General features: G+C 67.6%; 24 protein-coding genes. 13 read left to right on the top strand and 11 right to left on the bottom strand.

Annotation, left to right across the window (positions count from 1 at the left end; all coding sequences use genetic code 11):
• Positions 1–18: 18 nt before the first annotated feature.
• Positions 19–1,518 (top strand): PH domain-containing protein, encoded by a 1,500-nt coding sequence (locus ACFWF1_RS20330; protein WP_379281201.1) that lies wholly within the window; start codon positions 19–21, stop codon positions 1,516–1,518.
• Here ACFWF1_RS20330 and ACFWF1_RS20325 read toward each other — a convergent pair.
• The 6 genes from ACFWF1_RS20325 to typA all read right to left on the bottom strand — a co-directional run bounded on the left by ACFWF1_RS20325 (position 1,515) and on the right by typA (position 8,820).
• Positions 1,515–1,946 (bottom strand): hypothetical protein, encoded by a 432-nt coding sequence (locus tag ACFWF1_RS20325; RefSeq protein WP_379280777.1) that lies wholly within the window; start codon positions 1,944–1,946, stop codon positions 1,515–1,517. The genes ACFWF1_RS20330 and ACFWF1_RS20325 overlap by 4 nt on opposite strands.
• The gene (locus tag ACFWF1_RS20320; protein WP_357381091.1) at positions 1,943–2,101 is read right to left on the bottom strand and encodes a hypothetical protein; all 159 of its coding nucleotides are present in this window, start codon (positions 2,099–2,101) and stop codon (positions 1,943–1,945) included. The genes ACFWF1_RS20325 and ACFWF1_RS20320 overlap by 4 nt, the downstream gene beginning before the upstream one ends.
• Positions 2,102–2,146: 45 nt before the next feature.
• Positions 2,147–3,616 carry an amino acid permease gene (locus ACFWF1_RS20315; RefSeq protein WP_379280778.1) on the bottom strand — a complete coding sequence of 490 codons (1,470 nt, stop codon included), beginning with the start codon at positions 3,614–3,616 and terminating at the stop codon, positions 2,147–2,149.
• 178 nt (positions 3,617–3,794) lie between these two features.
• Positions 3,795–4,670 carry an N-acetyl-1-D-myo-inositol-2-amino-2-deoxy-alpha-D-glucopyranoside deacetylase gene (mshB, locus tag ACFWF1_RS20310; protein ID WP_379281202.1) on the bottom strand — a complete coding sequence of 292 codons (876 nt, stop codon included), beginning with the start codon at positions 4,668–4,670 and terminating at the stop codon, positions 3,795–3,797.
• Positions 4,667–6,442 carry an ABC transporter family substrate-binding protein gene (locus ACFWF1_RS20305; protein WP_379280779.1) on the bottom strand — a complete coding sequence of 592 codons (1,776 nt, stop codon included), beginning with the start codon at positions 6,440–6,442 and terminating at the stop codon, positions 4,667–4,669. The genes mshB and ACFWF1_RS20305 overlap by 4 nt, the downstream gene beginning before the upstream one ends.
• Positions 6,443–6,921: 479 nt before the next feature.
• Positions 6,922–8,820: a translational GTPase TypA gene (gene typA, locus ACFWF1_RS20300; protein WP_379280780.1), complete on the bottom strand. Its 1,899-nt coding sequence runs from the start codon at positions 8,818–8,820 to the stop codon at positions 6,922–6,924.
• 153 nt (positions 8,821–8,973) lie between these two features.
• Here typA and ACFWF1_RS20295 point away from each other — a divergent pair, with 153 nt between their 5' ends.
• Together ACFWF1_RS20295 and ACFWF1_RS20290 are read left to right on the top strand one after the other, a co-directional pair.
• Positions 8,974–9,150, top strand: coding sequence for a hypothetical protein (locus tag ACFWF1_RS20295; protein ID WP_191093947.1), 177 nt, complete (start codon positions 8,974–8,976; stop codon positions 9,148–9,150).
• 97 nt (positions 9,151–9,247) lie between these two features.
• Positions 9,248–9,544, top strand: coding sequence for a 4a-hydroxytetrahydrobiopterin dehydratase (locus tag ACFWF1_RS20290; protein WP_379280781.1), 297 nt, complete (start codon positions 9,248–9,250; stop codon positions 9,542–9,544).
• A 4-nt stretch (positions 9,545–9,548) separates the two neighbouring features.
• On the opposite strand, the gene ACFWF1_RS20285 is transcribed toward ACFWF1_RS20290, so the two are convergent.
• Entirely contained in the window at positions 9,549–10,775 is a 1,227-nt protein-coding gene (locus tag ACFWF1_RS20285; protein WP_379280782.1) for a mannosyltransferase, read from the bottom strand.
• 332 nt (positions 10,776–11,107) lie between these two features.
• Between ACFWF1_RS20285 and ACFWF1_RS20280 the strand changes: the two genes are divergently transcribed.
• On the top strand, positions 11,108–11,893 hold the full coding sequence (locus ACFWF1_RS20280) for a hypothetical protein (RefSeq protein ID WP_379280783.1): 786 nt from the start codon (positions 11,108–11,110) through the stop codon (positions 11,891–11,893).
• Positions 11,894–12,012: 119 nt separating this feature from the next.
• A complete protein-coding gene (locus tag ACFWF1_RS20275; protein ID WP_379280784.1) occupies positions 12,013–12,369 on the top strand; it encodes a hypothetical protein in 357 nt (118 codons plus the stop codon).
• A 7-nt stretch (positions 12,370–12,376) separates the two neighbouring features.
• Here the strand turns inward: ACFWF1_RS20275 and ACFWF1_RS20270 are convergent, their stop codons facing one another.
• From ACFWF1_RS20270 to ACFWF1_RS20260, 3 genes are all read right to left on the bottom strand, one after another.
• The gene (locus ACFWF1_RS20270; RefSeq protein WP_379280785.1) at positions 12,377–13,084 is read right to left on the bottom strand and encodes a DUF1906 domain-containing protein; all 708 of its coding nucleotides are present in this window, start codon (positions 13,082–13,084) and stop codon (positions 12,377–12,379) included.
• A gap of 195 nt (positions 13,085–13,279) precedes the next feature.
• Positions 13,280–14,431: a hypothetical protein gene (locus ACFWF1_RS20265; protein WP_379280786.1), complete on the bottom strand. Its 1,152-nt coding sequence runs from the start codon at positions 14,429–14,431 to the stop codon at positions 13,280–13,282.
• A gap of 233 nt (positions 14,432–14,664) precedes the next feature.
• Positions 14,665–15,321, bottom strand: a complete 657-nt coding sequence (locus ACFWF1_RS20260; protein ID WP_379280787.1) for a CHAP domain-containing protein — start codon at positions 15,319–15,321, stop codon at positions 14,665–14,667.
• A 154-nt stretch (positions 15,322–15,475) separates the two neighbouring features.
• Here ACFWF1_RS20260 and ACFWF1_RS20255 point away from each other — a divergent pair, with 154 nt between their 5' ends.
• The 6 genes from ACFWF1_RS20255 to ACFWF1_RS20230 all read left to right on the top strand — a co-directional run bounded on the left by ACFWF1_RS20255 (position 15,476) and on the right by ACFWF1_RS20230 (position 19,826).
• Positions 15,476–15,739, top strand: a complete 264-nt coding sequence (locus ACFWF1_RS20255; RefSeq protein WP_379280788.1) for a type II toxin-antitoxin system VapB family antitoxin — start codon at positions 15,476–15,478, stop codon at positions 15,737–15,739.
• Positions 15,736–16,128 (top strand): type II toxin-antitoxin system VapC family toxin, encoded by a 393-nt coding sequence (locus ACFWF1_RS20250; RefSeq protein WP_379280789.1) that lies wholly within the window; start codon positions 15,736–15,738, stop codon positions 16,126–16,128. The genes ACFWF1_RS20255 and ACFWF1_RS20250 overlap by 4 nt, the downstream gene beginning before the upstream one ends.
• Before the next feature lie 105 nt (positions 16,129–16,233).
• Positions 16,234–16,884, top strand: coding sequence for an ABC transporter permease (locus ACFWF1_RS20245; protein WP_379281203.1), 651 nt, complete (start codon positions 16,234–16,236; stop codon positions 16,882–16,884).
• Positions 16,877–18,076 (top strand): ABC transporter ATP-binding protein, encoded by a 1,200-nt coding sequence (locus tag ACFWF1_RS20240; RefSeq protein WP_379280790.1) that lies wholly within the window; start codon positions 16,877–16,879, stop codon positions 18,074–18,076. The genes ACFWF1_RS20245 and ACFWF1_RS20240 overlap by 8 nt, the downstream gene beginning before the upstream one ends.
• Positions 18,073–18,855: an ABC transporter permease gene (locus ACFWF1_RS20235; RefSeq protein WP_379280791.1), complete on the top strand. Its 783-nt coding sequence runs from the start codon at positions 18,073–18,075 to the stop codon at positions 18,853–18,855. The genes ACFWF1_RS20240 and ACFWF1_RS20235 overlap by 4 nt, the downstream gene beginning before the upstream one ends.
• On the top strand, positions 18,852–19,826 hold the full coding sequence (locus ACFWF1_RS20230; protein ID WP_379280792.1) for a glycine betaine ABC transporter substrate-binding protein: 975 nt from the start codon (positions 18,852–18,854) through the stop codon (positions 19,824–19,826). Before ACFWF1_RS20235 ends, ACFWF1_RS20230 begins: the two co-directional genes overlap by 4 nt.
• A 66-nt stretch (positions 19,827–19,892) precedes the next feature.
• Here ACFWF1_RS20230 and ACFWF1_RS20225 read toward each other — a convergent pair whose 3' ends face one another.
• Positions 19,893–20,540: a TIGR03086 family metal-binding protein gene (locus tag ACFWF1_RS20225; protein ID WP_379280793.1), complete on the bottom strand. Its 648-nt coding sequence runs from the start codon at positions 20,538–20,540 to the stop codon at positions 19,893–19,895.
• A 92-nt stretch (positions 20,541–20,632) separates the two neighbouring features.
• Here ACFWF1_RS20225 and ACFWF1_RS20220 point away from each other — a divergent pair, with 92 nt between their 5' ends.
• Together ACFWF1_RS20220 and ACFWF1_RS20215 are read left to right on the top strand one after the other, a co-directional pair.
• The gene (locus tag ACFWF1_RS20220; RefSeq protein ID WP_379280794.1) at positions 20,633–21,655 is read left to right on the top strand and encodes a helix-turn-helix transcriptional regulator; all 1,023 of its coding nucleotides are present in this window, start codon (positions 20,633–20,635) and stop codon (positions 21,653–21,655) included.
• A gap of 201 nt (positions 21,656–21,856) precedes the next feature.
• The gene (locus ACFWF1_RS20215; RefSeq protein ID WP_379280795.1) at positions 21,857–22,504 is read left to right on the top strand and encodes an HD domain-containing protein; all 648 of its coding nucleotides are present in this window, start codon (positions 21,857–21,859) and stop codon (positions 22,502–22,504) included.
• The last annotated feature ends 4 nt before the right edge of the window (positions 22,505–22,508 follow it).

The raw sequence follows: 22,508 nt of genomic DNA, 5'->3' as shown, positions 1-22,508 counted from the left end.
TCGCGCCTGGACAAGCGAATGTTGCTGGTACATCCGGTCACCGAGGTGGTGAAGTTCATTCCGGTGCTGATCGGGTCGGTGATCCTCGGCACCAGCAGCGGCAATCATGGGTGGAGCATCATCCCGCTGGCGTTGATCGTCGGGTTCGCGCTCACCCGCTGGTTCACCACCACCTACCGGGTCGGGCCGACCCATGTCGAGCTGCGCACCGGGCTGATACAGCGCAAGAAGCTCGCGGTGCCGCGGTCCCGGATCCGGTCGGTGGACATCGAGGCGGACCTGCTGCACCGGCTGCTCGGGCTCGCGGTGCTGGCCATCGGCACTGGGCAGCAAGCGGATTCGGGCGACAAGTTCAAATTGGACGCGCTCGACGCGCGTTTGGTGCCCGACCTACGGGCCGCACTGCTCGCCCACACCGGTAGCGCGCCGCAAGACGCTGCCGGACAACCTGTTTCGCTCGACAAGGCGACCACCGAGCGTCCGGCTGCGCTGCCCGGCCGCGAGATCGCGCATTGGAATCCGGCCTGGGTTCGGTACGCCCCACTGTCTTTGACGGGTTTCGCCATCATCGCGCCGATCGTCGGTCTGGCGTTCCAGTACGGCGTCGGCCAGGTGCTGTTCCGCTCGGACGCGGTGCAGCGGGTGGAGAACGGCGGCGCGGCACTGATCGCCATCGGCACCGCGGGGTTGCTCGTGGTGATCGTGCTGATCGTCAGCCTGGCCGCCTGTGCACGTTATCTGACAACGTATTTCGGCCTGCGCGTCATCGATGACGGCCGCACGCTGCACCTGCGCCACGGCCTGTTCACCACCCGCCAGATCACCCTGGATCTGGCCCGCTTCCGCGGCGCGACGGTGAACGAGCCGCTGCTGCTGCGCCTGGCCGGCGCCGCCGAACTCGAGGCGATCATGGTCGGCGCGAGCCCGCGGCAGAAGATCCTCCCGCAGGCGCCGCGCACCGCCATCGAGCACACGCTGAGCCACCTGCTCGCCCCGAACGAGTTCCAGGACAGGGCGATTGCCCCGCCCGCTGCGGAGCCGGGCCCCGGCAGCGCACCGCTGATCGCGCACGGTCCGATCGCGCGCCGCAGGCGGCACACTCGCACGCTGGTGCCCCTTGCCGTGGCCGCACTCGGCATGCTGGTCGCTTCGGTTGCGGGCGCGAACTTTTCGCCGTGGTGGTGGGTGCTGCCCGTGCTGTTGGTTCCGGTCGCGATCGCGCTGGCGGAAGACCGCTATCGCGGCCTCGGCCACACCGTGCTGCCCGAAACCGCCACCGGCCCGCGCTGGTTGATCACCCGCTCCGGCTCACTGGGTCGCGATCGCGACTGCCTGGAAGCACCCGGCGTGATCGGCTGGACCGTCCGGCAGTCGTTCTTCCAGCGCCGGGCAGGCGTCGCCACCGTGGTCGCGGCGTCCGCCGCCGGCAAGAAGCGGTATCACGTGCTCGATATCCCGCTCGACGAAGCCTGGGCCCTCATCGACGCGGTGACACCGGGCCAGCTCGGCGACCGCTAACGCCTGCTGAACAACCCGGAATTGACGCGAAGGTAGATGTACACCAGCGGCGGCACCAGCCCGCAGAACAGCAAAAGCACAGTGCGCCAGTCACTTGCGAGCATGATGTCCCCGCCGGGGCCGGTGCTCGCGCAGATCAGGAACCCGAAAGTCCACGCGGCCAACGGCAAGAACATCGCCGCCACCCGCGGCGAGACGGCACGGACACCGAGCACGAGCAGGATGTTCACCACACCGGCCAGCACACCCGACAGCGGAAACGCGGTCGCGCCGAAGTAGGTCGGCAGATACAACACTTCCAGGGCCAGCGTGATGAACGCGTCGATCACCAGAATCACGAGGATGAGCGGTGCCAGCCAGGGCGCCACCGGGGCGGGCGACTCCCGATACGTCACGGGCACCTGATTGCCGCCGACGGCCGCCCTCACGGCACCGGGGGAAAGCCGAGGAGGGTCAGCAGGTGGCTCTGCATGTCGACGAACCCGTACAGCACCGACAGGTACAGCTCGTGCTGGGCCTGCCAGTTCGGCTTCATGCTTTCCACGAACGCGACGATCGCGTCCTGGACCGACCAGTTGTACATGGGAGCGAGTCTATTCCGACGCCGTGGCCGCCGGGGCCCGCATGATCACTTCTCGCCGTCGACGGGGATGTTGGCGACCACCGGGAACTCGCCGGTGTAGCCCATCCGCTCCTCGGCGATGGACAGCACCCGCTTGCGCGCCACCAGCCAGCCGACGATCAGCATCGGAATGATCAGCACCAGCGAGGCGACGGTCCAGGTGCCCACCGGATAGTCGATGCCGGTCAGCACCACCACGAGGAACAGGAACACCAGCGTGAGCAGCCCGGTATAGGGCGCGCCGAACATCCGGAACGACGGCCGATCCGCCTTCCCCTGTTTGGACCAGCGCCACAGCTGCAGCTGGCACAGCACGATGGTGGCCCAGGAGGCGACGATGCCGAGCGAGGCCAGGTTCAGCACGATCTCGAAGGCCCGGTCCGGCACCACGCCGTTGAGCGCGATGCCGACCAGCGCGATCAGGCTGGTCAGCAGGATGCCGCCGTAGGGAACGCCGTTGCGGCCCATCACGCCGGTGAACTTCGGCGCGCTGCCGTTCATCGACATGGACCGCAGGATGCGTCCGGTCGAGTACAGGCCGGCGTTGAGGCTGGAGAACGCGGCGGTGAGCACGACCAGGTTCATCACGCTGCCGATGCCGGGCACGCCGAGCAGGGTGAAGAAGGTGACGAACGGGCTCTCCTTGGCGGTGTACGCCGTGTACGGCAGCAGCAGGCCGAGCAGCACCAGCGAACCGACGTAGAAGATCGCGATGCGGGCGATCACCGAGTTGATCGCGCGCGGCATGATCTTGGCCGGGTTCTCCGTCTCGCCCGCCGCCGTGCCGACCAATTCGACCGCGGCATACGCGAACACGACACCGGAGACCACGACGACCAGCGGCAGCACCCCGGTCGGGAACAGCCCGCCGCTGTCGGCGATCACGCTCGGCCCGGTCGGGTTGCCCTGCACGGTGAATCGGCCGATCAGGAAGATGGTGCCGACGATCAGGAAGGCGCTCAGCGCGAACACCTTCACCAGCGCGGCCCAGAACTCCATCTCGCCGAACCACTTCACCGAGATCAGGTTGATGCTGAGCACCAGGATCAGCGCAATGAGCGCGAGCAGCCACTGCGGGATGCTGCTGAACCCGGACCAGTAGTGGAAATACTGGGCAATCGCGGTGGTGTCGGCGATGCCGGTCATCGACCAGTTGAGGAAGTACATCCAGCCGGCCACGAACGCGGCCTTCTCGCCGAAGAATTCGCGGGCGTAGGAGACGAACGACCCGGACGACGGCCGGTGCAGCACGAGCTCACCGAGCGCGCGCAGGATGAGGAACGCGAAGAATCCGCACACGCCGTAGACCAGAAACAGTCCAGGTCCCGCGTTGGCGAGCCTGCCGCCCGCGCCGAGGAACAGCCCGGTGCCGATGGCGCCACCGATGGCGATCATCTGCAGCTGCCGCGGTTTGAGACTCTTGTGGTAGCCCTCGTCCTCGAGGCTGAGGTGAGCCTTGTCGCCGACCGCCGTCATGAACCGCTTCGCCTCCACATCGCTGAATTCGAGATCACGGGAACGGTACCCGGCGAAAGTTTTCGGGGTAACAGCAACCCTAGAGCTACGAATACCCGCAGCTCAGGGCACATTCGAAGAATACGCCGGAATGCGACAGGAACTGCGGAAGGCTAGCCGCGCCATCGATGGAAGTTCGTTATTCGAGGCCCGCGAGAAGATCATGTTCGCGGCCATCCGAACCGACCGGTCCCCTCTGACCGCGGACAAGAACGAAGCACTCCTCCGGCAGTACCGGCTGAGCAACATTGTTGGAGAGCGCGAATTCACGCCCGGACGGCGCCATCGTGAGCTGGGTGGCGTGCGCCCGCAGCGCGGCGCGTTTGGCGGCGAGCGCGTCGGACACGTCGATGGTGGTGGTCACGGTGCGGCTCGGCACGCTCGCGAGTTCGTCCGCGGCGGGCAACCGCCAGCCCTGCGGCAACCGGCCGGGCAACCCGTCGACCGTGCGCTTGGCCAGCGCGGTCGTGTGCTGGCGCAGCATGTCGGCGTCGGTGACGGTCCAATAGAACTTCGGCGTGTCCCAGCCGCGCTCGGCGGCGGAATGCACTGCGGCCGTGGTGATCTGGTGTGCTCGAATGTGGTCGGGATGGCCGTAGCCGCCGTTCGGGTCGTAGGTGATCACCACGCGCGGCCGCAATTCCACGATCACCTCGGTCAACGCGTCCACCGCCGCATCGCCCGACTTCACGAACACCCCCGGCTTCTCCGCCGCCGGGGTGCCCGCCATGCCCGAATCGCGCCAGTGGCCCGCGCCGCCGAGGAAGCGCGGCGGCGCGGCATCCAGGGCCTGCAATGCCCGGGTCAGCTCGAGGATGCGATAGCCGCCGAGTTGATCGGCGCGATCGGCGGTGAGCTGGGCCCACTCGTCCCCGATGACCTCGCCCTCTTCGCCGAGCGTGCAGGTCACCACGGTCACCGGCACGCCGCGGCGGCGGTAGTGCGCGATGGTGCCGCCGGTGGTGATGGATTCATCGTCCGGGTGCGCGTGCACCAGCAGTAGGCCGCCGGTCATTGGATCTTGCGCCACTGTCCGGCGTCACCGAAGATCCCGACCTGGATGCTGCCGCTGAGCGACGCACCATCGACCCGGGGTCCGGCGGCGGCGACAACGTTGTCCTGCACGATCGGCAACACCGTGGCCAACTCCCACAGCTTGGGCTCGGCCTCGGCGAGCACCCGGCCGGTGTCGATGCCGCGCAGCGCCTCATCCATCGGCACCTGCAGGGCAGGGTCGCACACTCCGGACAGGTTGGCCGGTGCGCGGCGCGCCGGATCCGAGCTCGGTTGCGCGGCACCGGTGGTGCCTGCGCCGACTTCCGGTGGCGGGCAACCGTATCGGGAGGCGAGCACGGTGGCCGGGTCGGAACCCGCCCGCTCCCAGCCGACGATCGCGTCGATCGTGCCGTCGACGAGCTCGCGCCCGTACAGCTCATCGGCGGCGACATTGCGCACCGTGGCATCTATTCCGGCACTGCGCAATTGGTCGGCGGCGGTGTTCGCGACCGCGATCGCGGTGGTGTCCCCCTCGGCGGCGCCGATCCGAATCGTCAGGGATTTACCGTTTTTCGCGACCGGACGCGGCGTCGGCGCGGGCGAGGTCGGCGAGTTGACCGGCGGCGGCTCCGGCGCGCGACCATATCCCGCCTCTGCCAGCACAGCGAAGGCTTCCTCGGCGGGCGGCCGAGGCGGCGAGGTCGGCGCATAGCCGGGGTCGGACGGCGAAAGTATCTGTGCGCGGGCCGGTTCCACCCAGCCGCCGGTTTGCGCGCCGACCGTCGCCAGGAGCGCGGGATCGAGCAGCGCGAGCACCGCCCGACGGACCCGGATATCACTCACCGGGCCGGTCCGGCCGTTGAGCGCGAGCTGCAGCACCCGCGACTGGGGCATGATCGCGGTGCGCACCGACGGGATGGCGGCCAACTGCGCCTGGGTCGCGACACCGCCGTGCACCAGCGTCATCTGGGCGTCGTTGGTGCGCAACGACTCGGCCAGCTGCGCGGGTGTCCCGCCGCGGCGCAAAAGGATCTCGTCCGGTGCCGCGGGGGTACCCCAGAACCGGGCATTGCGCTCCAGCAGCACTTCCTCGCGCTGCGGATCGACATTCTTGATCGCGAACTGCGCACCGGACACCCGGATTCGCTTCACCCAGCCGTCCTGGAACCCGCCGGGCGAATCCTTCATCAGATGCGAGGGCAGCAGATTGGTGAACAGCTGCTGCCAGGCCGGATAGGGCTGCCGCATCTTGACGGTCACCAGTTTGCCGCCGTCGGCCGAGCCGATATCGGTGATCAGCCGGTAGCCTGCCGAGTCGATGACACCGGGCTGCGAAATCATCTGCTGCCACAAGAATTGGAAGTCCTCGGCGGCGATCGGCGCACCGTCGGACCAGTTCGCCTCGTTGCGCAGCGTGTAGGTGATGGTGAACGGATCTTGCGCGCTGACATCGGCCGAGGCGATCAGCGACGTGTCCGGCACCCAGTCGGTGAGGCCCGGCGCGGCCTGATTCGGCACCGGCCGGAACGGGCTCGGCAGCACCATCGAACTCAACGCGGCGGACGCGGGTGACTGATCCGAACGCAGGTGCGGATTGAACCCGATGCCGATGGTGTCGATCGCGACGACCACCGTGCTCTTGCCCGGCTTGGCCTGCGTCGTCTTCGGACTGTCCGTGGTCTCGATCGGCGGCGGCGGATTGGCGGTACACCCGGCGAACACCGTCAACGACGCCGCAACGATCAGCCCGAGCACCCGCCAGGTAGCCCGCCGATTCGACCGCGGACTCACGCTGCGCACGCTACCGCGCCGACCGACGGCGGCAGCACCGCCGAGGGCGACAACGCCGGCCGCTCCATGCCATTCCCTGCGCCCACTTTCACGGTTGCGGACTCTACCGCACCCACCTGATGGAATCCTGCCCATACTGAGGGGGTGGCAGCGCCGCAATGCGGGCCGAGACGACGCTCGTCAATTGCGTGAACAGAACACTCGGGCAAACGGTCGGCATTCCCGCCGAAAAGGCCTCTCGGCGTTCGGATCGGCGCCCGTGCTTTGTCCAGAACGCTTGCCTATCAGCAGCATTCGCCGCCGATGCCGCCCCGGCTGATTAGCGCGGGAATCCTGCGCACATCTCCATTCATGTGCTATTCACCCGAGCCGACCCCCCGAAATTTCCGGTAATTCGAACCCCGGTCCTCGGCGGTTTGAATTCCGATAGCAAACGGGATTCCAGCGCGAACGCCGGAATCCCGTTGCGGTCGAAACGATCAGAGGGCGGCGCGGTCCCGTGCCTTGCGGCGGGACAGTTCGCGGCCACGCTCGGTCGCGCCCAGGATCACCTTGCGCACCCGGACCACCTCCGGCGTGACCTCGACGCACTCGTCGTCGGCACAGAACTCCATCGCGGCTTCCAGGTCGAGCTGCAGCGGCTTGGCCAGCGTCTCGAACACGTCGGCGGTCGCGCTGCGCATGTTGGTCAGCTTCTTCTCGCGCGTCACGTTGATGTCGAGATCCTCGGCGCGCGGGTTGATCCCGACCACCATGCCCTCGTAGGTGTCCGCGCCCGGCTCGACGAAGAACTGGCCGCGATCGGCGAGCTGGATCATCGCGAACGGGGTCACCGAGCCGGCCCGGTCGGAGACCAGCGCGCCGGTGTGGCGGGCCCGGATCTCGCCGGCCCACGGCGCGTAACCGTGCGAGACCGCGTTGGCGATGCCGGTGCCGCGGGTGTCGGTGAGGAAGTCGGTGCGGAAACCGATCAGGCCGCGCGAGGGGACGATGAACTCCATCCGCACCCAGCCCGCGCTGTGGTTGGCCATCTGCACCATCTTGCCCTTGCGGGCGGCCAGCAGCTGGGTGACCGCACCGAGGTACTCGTCGGGGCAGTCGACGGTCAGCTCTTCGTACGGCTCGTGCACCTTGCCGTCGACCTGCTTGGTGACCACCTGCGGCTTGCCGACGGTCAGCTCGAAGCCCTCGCGGCGCATCTGCTCGACCAGGATGGCCAGCGCGAGCTCACCACGACCCTGCACCTCCCAGGCGTCCGGGCGGCCGATGTCGAGCACGCGCAGCGACACGTTGCCGACCAGTTCCTGATCGAGGCGCGACTTCACCATGCGGGCGGTGAGCTTGTGCCCCTGCACCCGGCCGACCAGCGGCGAGGTGTTGGTGCCGATGGTCACCGAGATGGCGGGTTCGTCGACGCTGATGCGGGGCAGCGCGACCGGGTTGTCGATGTCGGCGAGGGTATCGCCGATCATGATCTCCGGGATGCCCGCGATGGCGACGATGTCACCGGCCTCGGCGACCTCGCCCGGCTGGCGCTCGACGCCGATGGTCTGCAGCAGCTCGGTGATCTTCACCTGCTTGACGCCGTCGCCGTGCATCCACGCGACGTTCGCGCCCTTGCGCAGCTGGCCGCTGTAGATGCGGACCAGCGCGAGGCGGCCGAGGAACGCGGAGGCGTCGAGGTTGGTGACGTGCGCCTGCAGCGGTCCGGCCGGATCGCCCTTGGGCGCCGGGATGTTGTTGAGCAGCACGTCGAACAGTGCGTCCAGGTTCTCCGCGTCCGGCTCGTGCCCGTTCTCCGGGCGCTCCTTGGACGCCTTGCCCGCGCGGCCCGAGGCGTAGAGCACCGGCAGGTCGAGCGCGAGCTCGGCGGCTTCGGCGGCGGAGTCGTCCAGATCCGAGGCCAGGTCGAGCAGCAGGTCGTGGCTTTCCTCGACGACCTCCTCGATCCGGGCGTCGGGCCGGTCGGTCTTGTTGACCACCAGGATCACCGGCAGCGACGCGGCCAGTGCCTTACGCAGCACGAACCGGGTCTGCGGCAGTGGGCCCTCGGAGGCGTCCACCAGCAGCACGACGCCGTCGACCATGGACAGGCCGCGTTCGACCTCACCACCGAAGTCGGCGTGGCCCGGGGTGTCGATCACGTTGATGACGGTGACGGAACCGTCCGCGTGGTGCTTATGCACCGCGGTGTTCTTGGCGAGAATGGTGATGCCCTTCTCGCGCTCCAGGTCGCCGGAGTCCATCACCCGATCGACGAGCTCGGCTCGCTCGGCGAAGGCGCCGGACTGGCGGAGCATGGCGTCGACCAGCGTCGTCTTACCGTGGTCGACGTGGGCCACGATGGCAACGTTGCGAAAATCGCGCGCAGACGACACGCTGAATCCTCCTGCTGTTAGGTGTAGGTACCGGCCGACCCCTGCAAACAGGTGGAGAATCGAAACTCACCGGGCATTGCGGCCATATACACCCTACCTGTGTTCGGGTCACCCCTCCGCGTCAGGCACGCAACTAAGGGTATGCTAACCGACATGGGCAAGGTCAAGGCTAAGCAGGTTTCGCGTCTGAAACCGAAGAAGAAGTGCTGTCGCAAAAAGACGCGCTGCGTGAAATGCCCTGTGGTCATTATGCGTATGAAGAAGTGTGAAGCCGCAGGCATCTGCGGCAAGGACCTGAAAAAAGCGCTCAAGCAGGCGCGCGCCGCCTGACCTTTTCGACCCCGCCGGGCCGCCCGCGAACCGCGCTGCGCCGGACCGATCCGGCAATGACGGACATCACTCTCCGCGGAGGAGTAGAACCGGGGTTATGAGTGCCCCGTTGCTGACCGAAACCGAACTCACCGAGTCACTGACCGACCTGCCGGACTGGACCAGGGACGGCGATGTGCTGTCCCGCACCGTGCAAGCGCCCACCTTCCTCGCGGGCATCGAGCTCGTCCGGCAGGTGGCCGAAGCGGCCGAGGCCGCGAATCATCATCCCGACATAGATATCCGCTGGCGCAAGGTGAGCTTCGCGCTGTCCACCCACGATTCCGGCGGTCTCACCGCGCTGGACGTCGAGCTGGCCCGCACGATCGATCAGCTGGCGGCCCAGCTCGGCTGAGGCACTAGGCGGCGTGCGCCGGGCCCTCGGTGGGGACGCGCGCCGCCGCTGCCCGCTCCGGCTTCTTGCGCCGACCGGCGCGGATCACCCAGACGAAGAACACCAGCGAGCCGAGCACGTCCACCGTGCCGAGCCAAGCCAGCACCGCCGGTCGCGGAATGGTCCAGATCGAATCCTGGGCGAACGACAGCACCCACGGGATCCCGATCAGCGTGTTCACCAGCCAGTAGCCCGCGATGATCTTGGCCCCCGCCGCCCGCCGCAGTGGCCCGTAGAGCAACCACAGCACCGTCGGCAGCAGCCAGACCCAGTGGTGCGACCAGGAGATGGGCGAGACGAGCAACCCGAACAGCTGCACCATGATCAGCGTGCCCATCCGGTCGTCCGGCTCGAGCGCCCGCCAGGCGAAGAACGCCAGCACCGCGACCACCAGCACCCCGGCCAGCCACCACGGCCCGGATTGCACGTCGTAGCCGAGGATTCGGCTCAGCGCGCCGCGCAGCGACTGGTTCCACACCGAGCCGACCGGACCGATCCGGTCCGCGTCGCCGAGCAGGGTGCCGAAGTACCGCCGCGCCTCGTGCGGGGCGATCAAGAAGCTGATCCCGACCGTCGCGCCGAACACCACCGCCGACCACACGGCCGCCAGCCAGCGCCGCTGGGCGACGAAGTACAGGCCGCTGATCGCCGGGGTCAGCTTGATCCCGGCGATGACGCCGATCAGCCCGCCGGACAGCCACCAGCGCGAACTGCGCACCGCGATCATCGCGCCGAGGACCAGGAAGACATTGACCTGGCCGTAGTCGATCGTGGTCCGCACCGGCTCCATCCACATGCCGAGCGCGGTCCAGCCGACGGTCGCGGCCTGCCAGCCCGGCTCGCTCGCCCGCTCGGCACCGAGGATCAACTCCAGCGCGATGCGCACGACGACATAGAGCGCGGCGACGGTGGCCAGCAACCAGCCGACGGCGACGGCGGTGAACGGCAGATAGTGCAGCGGGAAGAAGACCAGCGCGGCAAAGGGTGGATAGGTGAACGGCAACGGGAAGTCCGGCGTCTTCTCCGCGTAGGTGAAGTCGTAGAGCTTGTCGGTGAGCAGCGACGCCGATCCGTCCACGTACACGTGGAGGTCGACGACGTTGATCCCGTTCTTGTTCAAGAACATCCAGAGCAGCCTGGCCAGAATGGACAGACCGAGTGCCGAGACAGCCCATCGGAGTTGACGGTTCAAATCGCAGGCTTTCGACTCGGGTGGGTGCGTCGGCCCGACACCCGGCGATGCGAGTGTTCGGCGACAAGAACGGACGGCTCCGACTACATTAACCGCAGCGCCGATCCCGGTCGTCGCGCCCTCGTATCCCCAGCCGAATCACTGATAACATTTGCATCACCTTTCACACCGGTAACACCTGACACGCGCTACCGTCTGATAACACTGATCGTCCGCATGACCTGTAGGGCGACGCGGCTGTACACATAGCCGCGATATCCCTAGAGTGACCCCCGAAACGATGGCTTTTCAGCATCGGCCCAGATGTACCCGAGGTAAGGACGGCTAGACCAGTGCTTCGCACCCGAGGATCGCGGATCGCATTGTCGGCACTCGCCATCGCGGCGACTGCCACGCTTGCCGCGCCGACGACAGCAGTCGCGGCGCCCGCGCCCGCGCCTGCGGCGACCCCGAACACCGTGCCGATGGTTCCGGAGGGTGTGCCGATCGACGCCCTGGCCGCCTTGGCCCCCGCCATCGTCGGCTCGATCGCTGGCCCGGCCGATATCGCGGCAGGCCCGCAGTCGGCCATCCTCGACCAGGCCCGCAAGCTGCTCGCGACGCTGAACCTGCCGCCGCAGATCAAGTCCACGCTGGAGCGGATCATCACCTTCCTGGACGGCAGCGGTGGCGGTGGCCCCGAGCTGCCGCAGGAGGGCCCGGTCATCGCGCAGTTCCTCTACCCGACCATCGGCAAGGGCTGCATCGGCCCCACTGCCGACTCGATCGGCACCGCGCTCGCGGTCGCGGGCCCGGCCCAGCTGCCGCCGCCCGGACCGAAGGCCGGTCAGGCCGGATTCGTGTTCACCGCGCTCGGCACCAAGGCGCCGACCGAGGTACAGAATCCGCCGATGACGGTGCAGTGGATGAACCTGGACACCCGGCAGGGCGGCCTGCTGCCGCTGACCGACGAGGCCAAGATCAACCCGGGTGGCCCGGCCACCCTGTCCGCGATCGCCGACACCGGTTCCGGCCGGGTCGTCGCGGTCATCTCCGGCTCGCTGACCACCAAGGCCGACGACGCCGACCCGCGCACCTGCTCGTTCCTGCCGACGCTCGGATTCTTCACCGTTGCATAGGTTTTGCGACAAAGGCGGCGCTCCTCCGGGATCGCCGCCTTTGTCGTCTTTACGACATCACCCCACCGAAACGCCGCGATGACGGATGCCGGGATAGCGAATGTGGTAGACCGCTAACTATGGCGATCGAACATTCGAATCGGCACGGCCGCTCCATCCGGAGCAAGCACTCGCACCGATCGATACTGTCCTTCCGATCCGAAGGCTCGATCCTGTCGATCGGGTCGGCCTACTCGATCCTCTCGATCGGCAGCGTCGGCTCGGTGCTGTCGATCGGCTCGGTCGGCTCGTTCGGGTCGGCCATCTCCTCGTTCTCGTTCACCAGCCTGGGCTCGGCGTTCTCCGGACTGTCCCGCTGGTCGCTGTTCTCCTGGCTCGGCGATCACGAGGCGCCGGACAGCCGCCCGACCCTACGGGTGGTGCCGGACGAGGAACCCGACCTGCGCGAAGCGCCGCTGAGCCACTCGCAGACCTAGCCTCGGCTCACCACTGCCCGTATTCGGCGGCGAGTGCGTGATTGAGATCGACGCCGATGCCGTCGAGCGAGCGTTTGTCGATCTCGAACTGGTGCAGGTGCGCGGCGGGGTTGATGACCCCGTTGGAGCCCCAATTGTGTTGCCAGTACCAGGAACCCAGGCCGGCGGCGCGGGCCAGGTCGATGGTGGGGGCATTGGCGTACATGCCGGTGTTCTCCTTGCCGAGCACCGACTGCCAGCCGAGTAGGTAGGGCGCGATCATGCTGGCGAATTCGACTGCGGTCGGGTTGTCGTCGATGGCGGCGTAGATCGGCACGTTGTCGGGGCCGCCCGCGGCGAGGTGGAGGTCGAGTCCGCGTTGCGCGTGTTTCTTGCCCGCCTCCAGTCCGCCGCGCCAGTCCGCGGTCGGTCCCTTGCCGAACTGGTAGCAGGACACGATCTGCAGGTTCGCCTCGTGCAGCTGGTCGACCTCATTGGCTCGCAGCGGCTTGCCCGCCATCCATTCCGCGCCGGGCCGCCGGTCGGAGACGTACCGGATCACGCCGAGATGCCCGGCGTCCTTGATCGACTCGGCCGAGGGCACGCCGCCCGCGTAATCGACCAAGGTGCCGAACGCCTGGGCGGCGGCGGGTTTCGCGGAAACGGTCAGGCCGATCGCGGCCGCCGCGGCGGCATAGCCGAATAGCTCACGCCGGGACACAGAATTGGAACGCATCGTAGGACTCCTTCGCGCAACCCCGACCATGGATGGCAGCGTGCCCGGCGCACCTTCCCCATACATTCAGCGCGCGCCGGGAGCCTCGAACGTGTACTCATTTCACCATATTCACATGGGAACCGCTAGACCCACGGGACACACCCTTTCACATTGGTCACACGCGTTGACGTGCCAATGCGACTGCGGCCGTGACTAGGCCTTGTCGGAAGTCCCCGGAGAGGTCGAGGAACCGATGCGGGCGGCTACGTCGATGGTGCGACCGGAACTGTCGGCGAGTTCTTTGCTCACCACGCCCGCTACCTGGGCGATCACCTGCTTCTTGATGCCTGCGAGCGCGCCGAGCGTCGCGGCACGGACGCCGTGCGCCTTGAATTCCAGCCGGATGTCGTCCGGGTCGGGCGGCGGCACGTCGATGACCACGAGCAACGGGTCGGCGGCGCGGGCGGTCAACACCAGCGGGACCTCGACGTCGGCGCGGTAGCGGTTGGCCTTCAGCACGTCCACGGTGATGTCGAGGCTGACCGGCAGCGTCAGGTCGAAAGATCGTGGCGTGTCGGTCTTGTCGTCCAGTTGCGGTACCCGGACACTGCCCCGCACGGTGACGGTCGCCGATTTCCCCGGCCCGGTCTTCAGCGGGCCGATCTCGATCGGCCGTCCGGCCATCCGCTCGACCACATCGAAAACGCGCTCGCGCGTCACGATCCGCGAGAAGAACCGGTGCCCGAATTCGTCGTAGCCGATCCAGTCGAACTCCGCCTGCTCCCGATGGGTGGACTTGGCGCCGTTGACGATGGCCTCGACATCGAAGACGCGGCTGCGACGGGCCTGCGGATCGGCGAGCATGGCGTTCACCCTGGACGCGACCTCGCGTTGCACCAGGCCGGCGATCGGGTCGAGCAGCATCTCCCCCGCCGCATCCATCGCCTGGGCGCGCACCACGAAGCTGACGTCGCGCTGGGTGATCGGCGGGATGTCGATGACGATCAGCAGCGGGTCGGCGGTGCGCGCGTGCAGGGTCAGGTCGATTTCGACGCGGGCCTCCAGCCGCAATTTCTTGCCGCCGAGCATCACCTTCAGCGCCAGCGACACCGGAACGGTGACCTCGAACGTCACGTGCGGTCCGCTGTGCAGCACCTTGGGCGTGCCGACCTTGCCCTCGGCGACGAAGCCCGCGAGGCCGGCCGGGCCGAGCGAGAATGGGCCGATCGTCATGCCGCGTCCGGCCATCCCGGACACCGCGGCCTCGATCCGGTCCTTCGTCACCGCGTGCGTGACGAATCGCTCCCCGAAATCGGCGTAGTCGATCCAGGCGGGATCGCTATTCGGTGCGTCGGTCGACTGCATCAGATGTTCCGGAACCCTCACCGCTCGATGGACACCCGACACGGTACGCGACCAACATTGCCCGGAACTTGCTCGAGTCTGAACCCGAGATCCCCGTCCTGCCGATGAGGGGGAGGCAGGGCGGGGATCGGCGACGGCGCTGCCGGGCGCCGTCACTAACCATCGTAGGGCTAACGCGCGCGCCCAACGGACGTGCGCACCCACCAACCACAGCCGTTAGCCGTCAATACATCTCACAGTCGGCCGAATCCGACGATTCCCGGCACCTCGGCCAGCGCGAACGTGTGGATGCTCACCTCGCCGAACTCGTTGCCGCCGATGGTCGTCACCATGCCCGCGCCGGACTTCAGCACGATGTTGGTGTGCTGGCCGAACGGGCTGGTGTTGTCGTACATCAGCACGTCACCGGTGCGCGGCCGGTAGCTGCCGACCGGGGCGAAGCGGCCCGCGCTCGCGTAGTACTCCTGCAGCGTGTACACGCCGGGGATCCGCCACGAGCCCGAATTCGGGTTCGCCAGGGGCACACCCGACTCACGCAGCACCCAGCTCACGAAGTCCGCGCACCACGGTTCGCTCGCTCCTTCGGCGTATTTGGCGCCCGATCCCGGATTGTGGAATTCCCGCGCTGTCACGGCTACCACCTTGGCCTGCGTCGGGTCGAGGGTCGCGCTGTCGACCGCGGGGAAGTCGGTAACGCGCTGCCCGACGATCGCCGCCGGGTTCGAATGGTCTTGCCACCAGCGGACTCCCACCCCCCCGACGGCTGCGAGCGCGAGCACGACCAGTCCCACTGCGAGCCACGGGCCCGCGCGCCTGCCCGACCGGCCGTGCCGAGCGCCGTCCGTGCGGTGCCGCGCCCGGTGCGACGTTCTGACCTGCTGCTCCGCCATCTCTCCCCCGATTTGTTCGTGATCGTGACCGTCTCGGCCCTTGCTGAATTGGACGAACGAACCGCCCGAACGGTTCCCGTCGAAAAACTATTTTCCACCAGCGATGGAACAAGGGTAGAGTGTCTACCATCCCAGTCCAGAAGGGTGGACCCCTATGGGTTTGAATATAAAAAATGAGAAGGTGCACGCCTTGGTGCGTGAGGCAGCGGAGCGGACGGGGATGTCCCAAACCAGCGTTGTCGAGGAGGCACTGAAACGCATGTTGAAAGAACTGAACGCCGAGCGCGAGGCGACACAACAGTCGCGAAAGGCTCGACTCTGGGAAATCGTGGCCGATATCGACGCCAGGATGACTCCCGAGACCCTGGCGTTGCTCACGACCGATGATCTCTACGACGATCAGGGGATGCCCGCATGATCGTCGACGCATCGGCCCTGCTCGCCATCATCAAACAAGAACCCGAACGCGGTAGTTTCATCGACGCGCTCGACGCGGCCGAGAGCCGGTCGATGTCGGTGGTCAACCACTTCGAAGTCGCGATCAAGGTTGATCGCAGTCCGGACCCGATCTTGGCGCGTAAATTCGCGGAGTTGATCGGCGAGGGAGATATCGAGCTCGCTCCCGTCTCGCTGGAGCAGGCTGCCATCGCCCGAGCCGCATACCGCGATTTCGGCAAGGGCAGCGGACATAAGGCACAGCTCAATCTCGGCGATTGCTTCGCTTACGCACTCGCCACCGTTAGGAAAAAGCCGCTGCTCTACAAGGGCAACGACTTCGTACACACCGATATCAGATCTGCGGTCTGACCTCGGAGCTCGATTCCGGGCGGCGGCGCGCCGCCCGGAATACCGTCCGGGCGAAGCGAATCCGCGCTACCCTCCCAGGACACCGGGCGACGGGGAGGTACGACCCTGGACACGCTGTGGACTTTCGTAGTGCACCGGCGACATCAGCTGCTCATCGACTCTTATCTGCATGTGTCGGCGGTGTTGCAATCGGTGCTGATCGCAACGATCGTCGCGGTGCTGATCGGCATACTGGTGCACCGCAGCCCGCTCGGCTCATCGATCTCGACGGCCGTCGCCAGTGCCATTCTCACCGTGCCGTCGTTCGCGCTGCTCGGCCTGCTGATCCCGATCCTCGGCCTCGGCGTCGCACCGACAATCTCCGCGCTGGTTCTGTATGCGCTGCTGCCGATCCTGCGTAACACGATCATCGGGCTGTCCTCGGTGGATCCCGCGGTGACCGACGCGGCCCGCGGTGTCGGCATGAATCGCCTGCGGGTACTCACCGCCATCGAACTCCCGCTCGCCTGGCCCGCCATCCTGGCCGGGATCCGGGTCAGCACGCAGCTGATCATGGGCATTCTCGCCATCGCCGCGTACGCCAAGGGACCCGGGCTCGGCAACCTCATCTTCTCCGGGCTGGCCCGGCTCGGCAGCCCGAACGCGGTGCCACAGGCCCTGGTCGGCACGGTACTGATCGTCGTACTAGCGCTCGTACTGGACGGGATCTACGTCCTCGTCGGACGCCTCACCACCTCGAGGGGAATCCGTGACTGACACCGAAACCCGTTCCGGCGGCATCGAATCGGCGGTGTCCGGCGAAGAGATCGTGCTCGACGCGGTCACCAAACGCTATCCGGGCCAGCGCGATCCGGCCGTCGACGAGGTGTCGATGACCATCCCGGCGGGCGAAATCGTCGTACTGGTCGGGCCTTCCGGCTGCGGCAAGACCACCACCATGCGGATGATCAACCGGCTGATCGAGCCGACCTCGGGCACCATCACCATCGGCGGGCGCGACGCCGCGTCGATGAATCCCGACCAGCTGCGCCGCGGCATCGGCTACTCGATCCAGCAGGCCGGCCTGTTCCCGCACATGACGGTCGCCAAGAACGTCGCGACGGTGCCGGGCCTGATCGGCTGGGACCGCAAGAGGGTCGCCGCCCGCACCGACGAGATGCTCGACCTGGTCGGCCTCGATCCGGACACCTATCGCGACCGCTACCCGCGGCAACTGTCCGGTGGTCAGCAGCAACGCGTCGGTGTCGCCCGCGCGCTCGCCGCCGACCCGCCGGTGCTGCTGATGGACGAGCCGTTCGGCGCGGTCGACCCGATCACCCGCGGCCTGCTGCAGGACGAATTGCTGCGACTACAAGGCGAATTGGGCAAGACCATCGTGTTCGTCACGCACGACTTCACCGAGGCGGTCAAGCTCGGTGACCGAATCGCGGTGCTGGGCAACCAGTCCCGCATCCTGCAGTACGACACCCCGGCGGCCATCCTCGCCGATCCCGCGGACGAGACGGTCGCCGGTTTCGTCGGCGCGGACGCCTCGCTCAAGCAGCTCACCCTCACCCGGGTGAGCGACGTCGACATGCGCCAATGCCCGACCGCCGTCGAGGACGAGCCGGTCGACACCCTGCGGACCGCGCTGGCCGGGCAGGACTGGCCGTGGGCGCTGGTGCTCGACAAGCAGCGGCGGCCGCTGCGCTGGGTCTCGGCCGACCACCTCGCGCACGCGAACTCATTGCGCGGCACCGGAACACCGATCGGCGAGCCGCTGTCGCTGCGGTCGACGCTGCAGGACGCGCTGGAGGCATTGCTCGCCGACCAGACGGCGAACGCGGTCGTCACCGGCAAGCGCGGCGAATACGTCGGACTGATCACCATCGACACCCTCGTCGCGCACCTGTCGGCCATGCGCGCCGAACACGGATCCGGCCGTCCCGCGGCGGGTGACGCGCCGTGACGGCGGCCATCGGCACCCCGCCCGCGACGTCCTCGCCCGCCGCCCAGCGGCGGGCCGAGCGGATCCGGCTGTTCGTCCAGCCGGTGGTCGTGCTGCTGCTCACCGCGGGCGTGCTGGTGTGGGCGTTCGCCAGGGACCTGACCACCACGCAGCAGGCCAGCCTCAATACGCACAACATCGTGACCGTCACCTGGCAGCACATCCTGATCTCGGCGACCGTCGTACTGATCGTCATCGTCATCGCGGTGCCGCTCGGCACGGTGCTCACCCGGCCCGGATATCGCCGTCTGGCACCGCTTTTCGTCGGCATCGCCAATATCGGCGCGGCCGCACCGGCCATCGGCCTGATCGTGCTGTTCTACCTCGCCACCCGCACCACCGGCTTCTGGATCGGCGTCGCGCCGATCGCGTTCTATTCGCTGCTTCCGGTGCTGCGCAACACGATCCTCGGCTACCAGCAGGTGGATCAGACGCTCACCGACGCCGGACGCGGACAGGGCATGTCGGCGCTGACGGTGTTGCGCCGCATCGAGTTTCCCCTCGCCGTGCCCTACATCCTGGCCGGCCTGCGCACCTCGCTGGTGCTGGCGGTCGGCACCGCGACGCTGTCTTTCCTGGTGAGCGCGGGCGGTCTCGGCATCCTGATCGACACCGGCTACAAGCTGCGCGACAACGTCACCCTCGTCGTCGGCGCCGTGCTCGCGGTCGCGCTCGCCCTGCTGGTCGACTGGCTCGGCGCCCTCGCCGAGCAGTTCCTCGGGCCGAGGGGGCTGAAATGAACCGACGGTGGCGCGGTGTGGCGCTGACGGCCGGGGTGATGCTGATGGCGGCCTGTGGCTTGGAATCCGGTGGCGCGGTGCCGCTTCGGGTGGGGCCGGGCAGTATCGGGCCGGTTCCCGAACTCGACGGCGTCCGAATCATCGTGGGGTCCAAGGACTTCACCGAGCAGAACATCCTCGGCTACATCATCGAGTTCGCCATGTCGGCCGCCGGCGCGGAGGTGCGGGACCTGACGAACATTCAGGGTTCCAACAGCCTTCGCGACGCCCAGCTGCACGGTCAGATCGACGTCGCCTACGACTACACCGGTACCGGCTGGGTCAACTACCTCGGTAAGGAGACCCCCGTCCCGGACGAGGTAGGACAGTTCGACGCCGTCCGCGACGCCGATCTCGCCGCGCACGGCATGGTGTGGGCGGACATGGCGCCGATGAACAACACCTACGCGCTGGTGATGAGCCCGGCCACCGCGCAGGAGACCGGCGTGCGGACGCTGTCGGACTATGCCGCGCTGATCGAGAAGGACCCGGCCGCCGCGGCCACCTGCGTCGGCACCGAGTTCAATGTGCGCCAGGACGGTTACCCCGGCATGGCCCGCAAATACAACATCGATGTCGGCAAGGTGCACAAGCAGATCGTCCAGGATGCCGTGGTCTATCAGGCCACTGCCGATGCCAAACAGTGCAAGTTCGGCTCGGTCGCCACCACCGACGGCCGCATCCCGGCGTTGAATCTGGTGCTGTTGCAAGACGATCAGCGCTTCTTCCCGAAATACAATGCGGCAGTGGTGATGCGCAAGTCGTTCGCCGACGCGCATCCGCAGGTCGCCACCATTCTGGCGCCGATCTCGCAGCGGCTCACCAACGAGGCCGTCACCGAGCTGAACCGGCTGGTCGACCTCGAAGGCAAGGAGCCCGCCGACGTCGCTCGCGACTGGATGGTCGCGCAGGGATTCGTCACCGCTCGCTGACCCGTTGCAGTACAACGGTTTCCGCTGGCCGGGGTGCGCGACGCGGGCCGCGCACCCCGCCCCACCTCAGACGCGCGGGACGCGACCGAGGTAGCTCAGCAGTTCGGCGACCGCGCTGCCGTCGGACTCGCCGTCGACGATCGCGGCGTAGGCACCCCACTGACGCAGCGGCTCAACGATTTCCGCTTCCTCGCCGCTCCCCGGTGCGGGCTGCGCAGTGCGCGCGGCGGTGAGCAAGTACCCGGCCAGCTCCTCGGTCAACGGCGACGGCTGGCCCGTGCCGATCGCGATATCCCAGGCGTGCACCGCGGCATCCAGTGCGCACATCACCGCACCGACCGGAGTCGGCAGGGAACCGTGCGGCAGCGGCGTCGGCACGGTCTCGGTGTCGTCGGCGACGGTCGCCCAGGCGGCCGCGGTCTGCTCGATCGCGTTATCGACCAGCGCCGTCTTCGACCCGTCGACGCTGCCGGAGGGCTCGAAGGGGTTGCCGGACGGCCCGGCTCCGATGCCGAGCGCCGCGGCGTAGGCGAGCTGATCGCCCGCGGCGTGCTGAACCACCTGCGTCACAGTCCATTCCGAGCACGGCGTCGGCAGCTCCCACTGATCGTCGCGGACACCGGCGACGACGTTTGCCAGGGCACGGTAGGACTCGTCGAGGACGTCCCGCCAGACGGGGCTCAGGGTGGCGATGGAGGTGGTGGCGACGTTCATGTCAGGACCTTTCGAGATGGTGTTCCTTGCTTCTGACATCAGCCTATGAGTCCATTAGGCTGGTTTCGTTCCTAATTTTCCCGAGGTGAAATGTGACGCCGACCACAGTGCGAGTACTGCGTTTGCTGGCCCTACTGCAGGACCGCGCGCACACCGGCCGGGAGCTGGCCGAGCGACTGTCGATCACCGACCGCACCCTGCGCAACGACATCCAGCGCCTGCGCGAACTCGGCTACCCCGTGCAGGCGCAACGCGGCGCGATCGGCGGCTACCGCCTCGGCCGCGGCACGACGATGCCACCGCTGCTACTGGACGACGACGAGGCCGTCGCCGTCGCGGTGGCCGTCGGCCTGGCCGAGGACGGCGCCACCGGGATCGCGGACATCACCGACAACGTCACCCGCGCCCTCGCCAAACTCGACCAAATCCTGCCGAAACGCTTGCAGCGCAAGGTAACCGCGCTCCGCGAAGCCACCGCCATCGGCCCGGCCACCACCGGATCGCGCGAACCCGACGCCCCGGTCCCCGCCGCGATCCTGACCACGCTCGCCGGCGCCATCCGCGACGGCGCCACCGTGCTGATCGATCAGCCGGACCTGGCCCGCGAAGAAGTCGAACCCTATCGACTCATCAATTGGCAGCGCCGCTGGTACCTGGTCGCCTACCACCTCGAAACCCATTCCTGGAGCGCGATTCCCGTCGCCCGGGTCCAGCAGGCCGGCACCGGCACTCGCCGCTTCGCCGCCCGCGCACTCCCCGACGACGACCTGGTCGCCTTCGTTATGCGCCACATCGCCAGCACCGGCTGGCAGGTGCACGCCCGCGTCACCGTTCTCGCCCCCGCCGAAACCGTCATCGCCCGAATCAATCCCGCCGTCGGCGTCGTCGAGGCCGTCGACGCGGACAGCTGTGTGCTGCTGACCGGCGCCGACGCACTCGAAACCGTCGCCATCTACCTGAGCATGCTGATGATGGACTTCCGCGTCGACGGACCGCCGGAGTTGGTCGCCCACATCCGCACCCTCGCCCGCCGCTACACCGAAGCCGTCACACCCGAAACGCTGGTTCCGCCAGACCCGTCGCCGGAATCCGGACGAATGATCACGGGGAACTGATGCCGGGATAGCGCGGGAGGCCGCCGGACAACGACCGGCACAAGCTGCGCCCGTTGGCGTCGGTTGCGCGCCCGTCGAAGTTCCCTGCCACGGGTGTACGACTTCTCACGTCGCCGCTCGACGCGGACTCTTCTACGCTCACAGGCACTTCGGTCCAGTTGCGTGCATCGGCTCGCGAGATCCGATGTGAGAGAGGTCGGCATGACCAGCGAGACAACGGCGGCACTCGTGCTGCCACAGACGCCCCTTGCACAGCACGTCCTCGCGCTGACTCTGCGAGTGGAGTCACCGGCGGTGGTCAACCACAGCATCCGCAGCTTCCTGTTCGCCAGACTCTTCGCCGAGCACACCGCGGCGAAACCCGACGCCGACTACGACACCGATCTCCTGTTCGCCGCCTGCGTGCTGCACGACATCGGCCTCAGCGACGCGGCCAACGGGAACCAGCGGTTCGAGGTCGACGGGGCGGACAAGGCGGCGGAGGTGCTGACCGAGCAGGGTCTCGGGGCTGCCGCCGTCGACTCGGTCTGGGAAGCGATCGCGCTGCACACTTCGCAGCACATCGCCGATCGCCGCGGCACGCTGTGCCTGCTCACCAGGAACGGGATCGCACTCGACTTCGGCAAAGACACCGAGTTCATCAGCGACGAGGTCGGCGCGGCAATCCACGCGCGGTATCCACGACACGCCATGGCCACGTCCCTGACGGACATCATCATCGAACAGGCAACGGCACGGCCGGACAAAGCGCCGCCGTTCTCCCCAGCCTTCATGCTGCTGCGCGAGCGCGCGGCCGGGCAACGAACACTGCTGGAGCACGCGGCCGAACTCGGCCGCTGGGGCAACTGACCCT

The organism is Nocardia sp. NPDC060255 (assembly GCF_042727395.1).
Classification (GTDB): Bacteria; Actinomycetota; Actinomycetes; order Mycobacteriales; family Mycobacteriaceae; genus Nocardia.
Note: the sequence above shows the minus strand (reverse complement) of the source record. Positions and strands in the feature narration are given on the sequence as shown.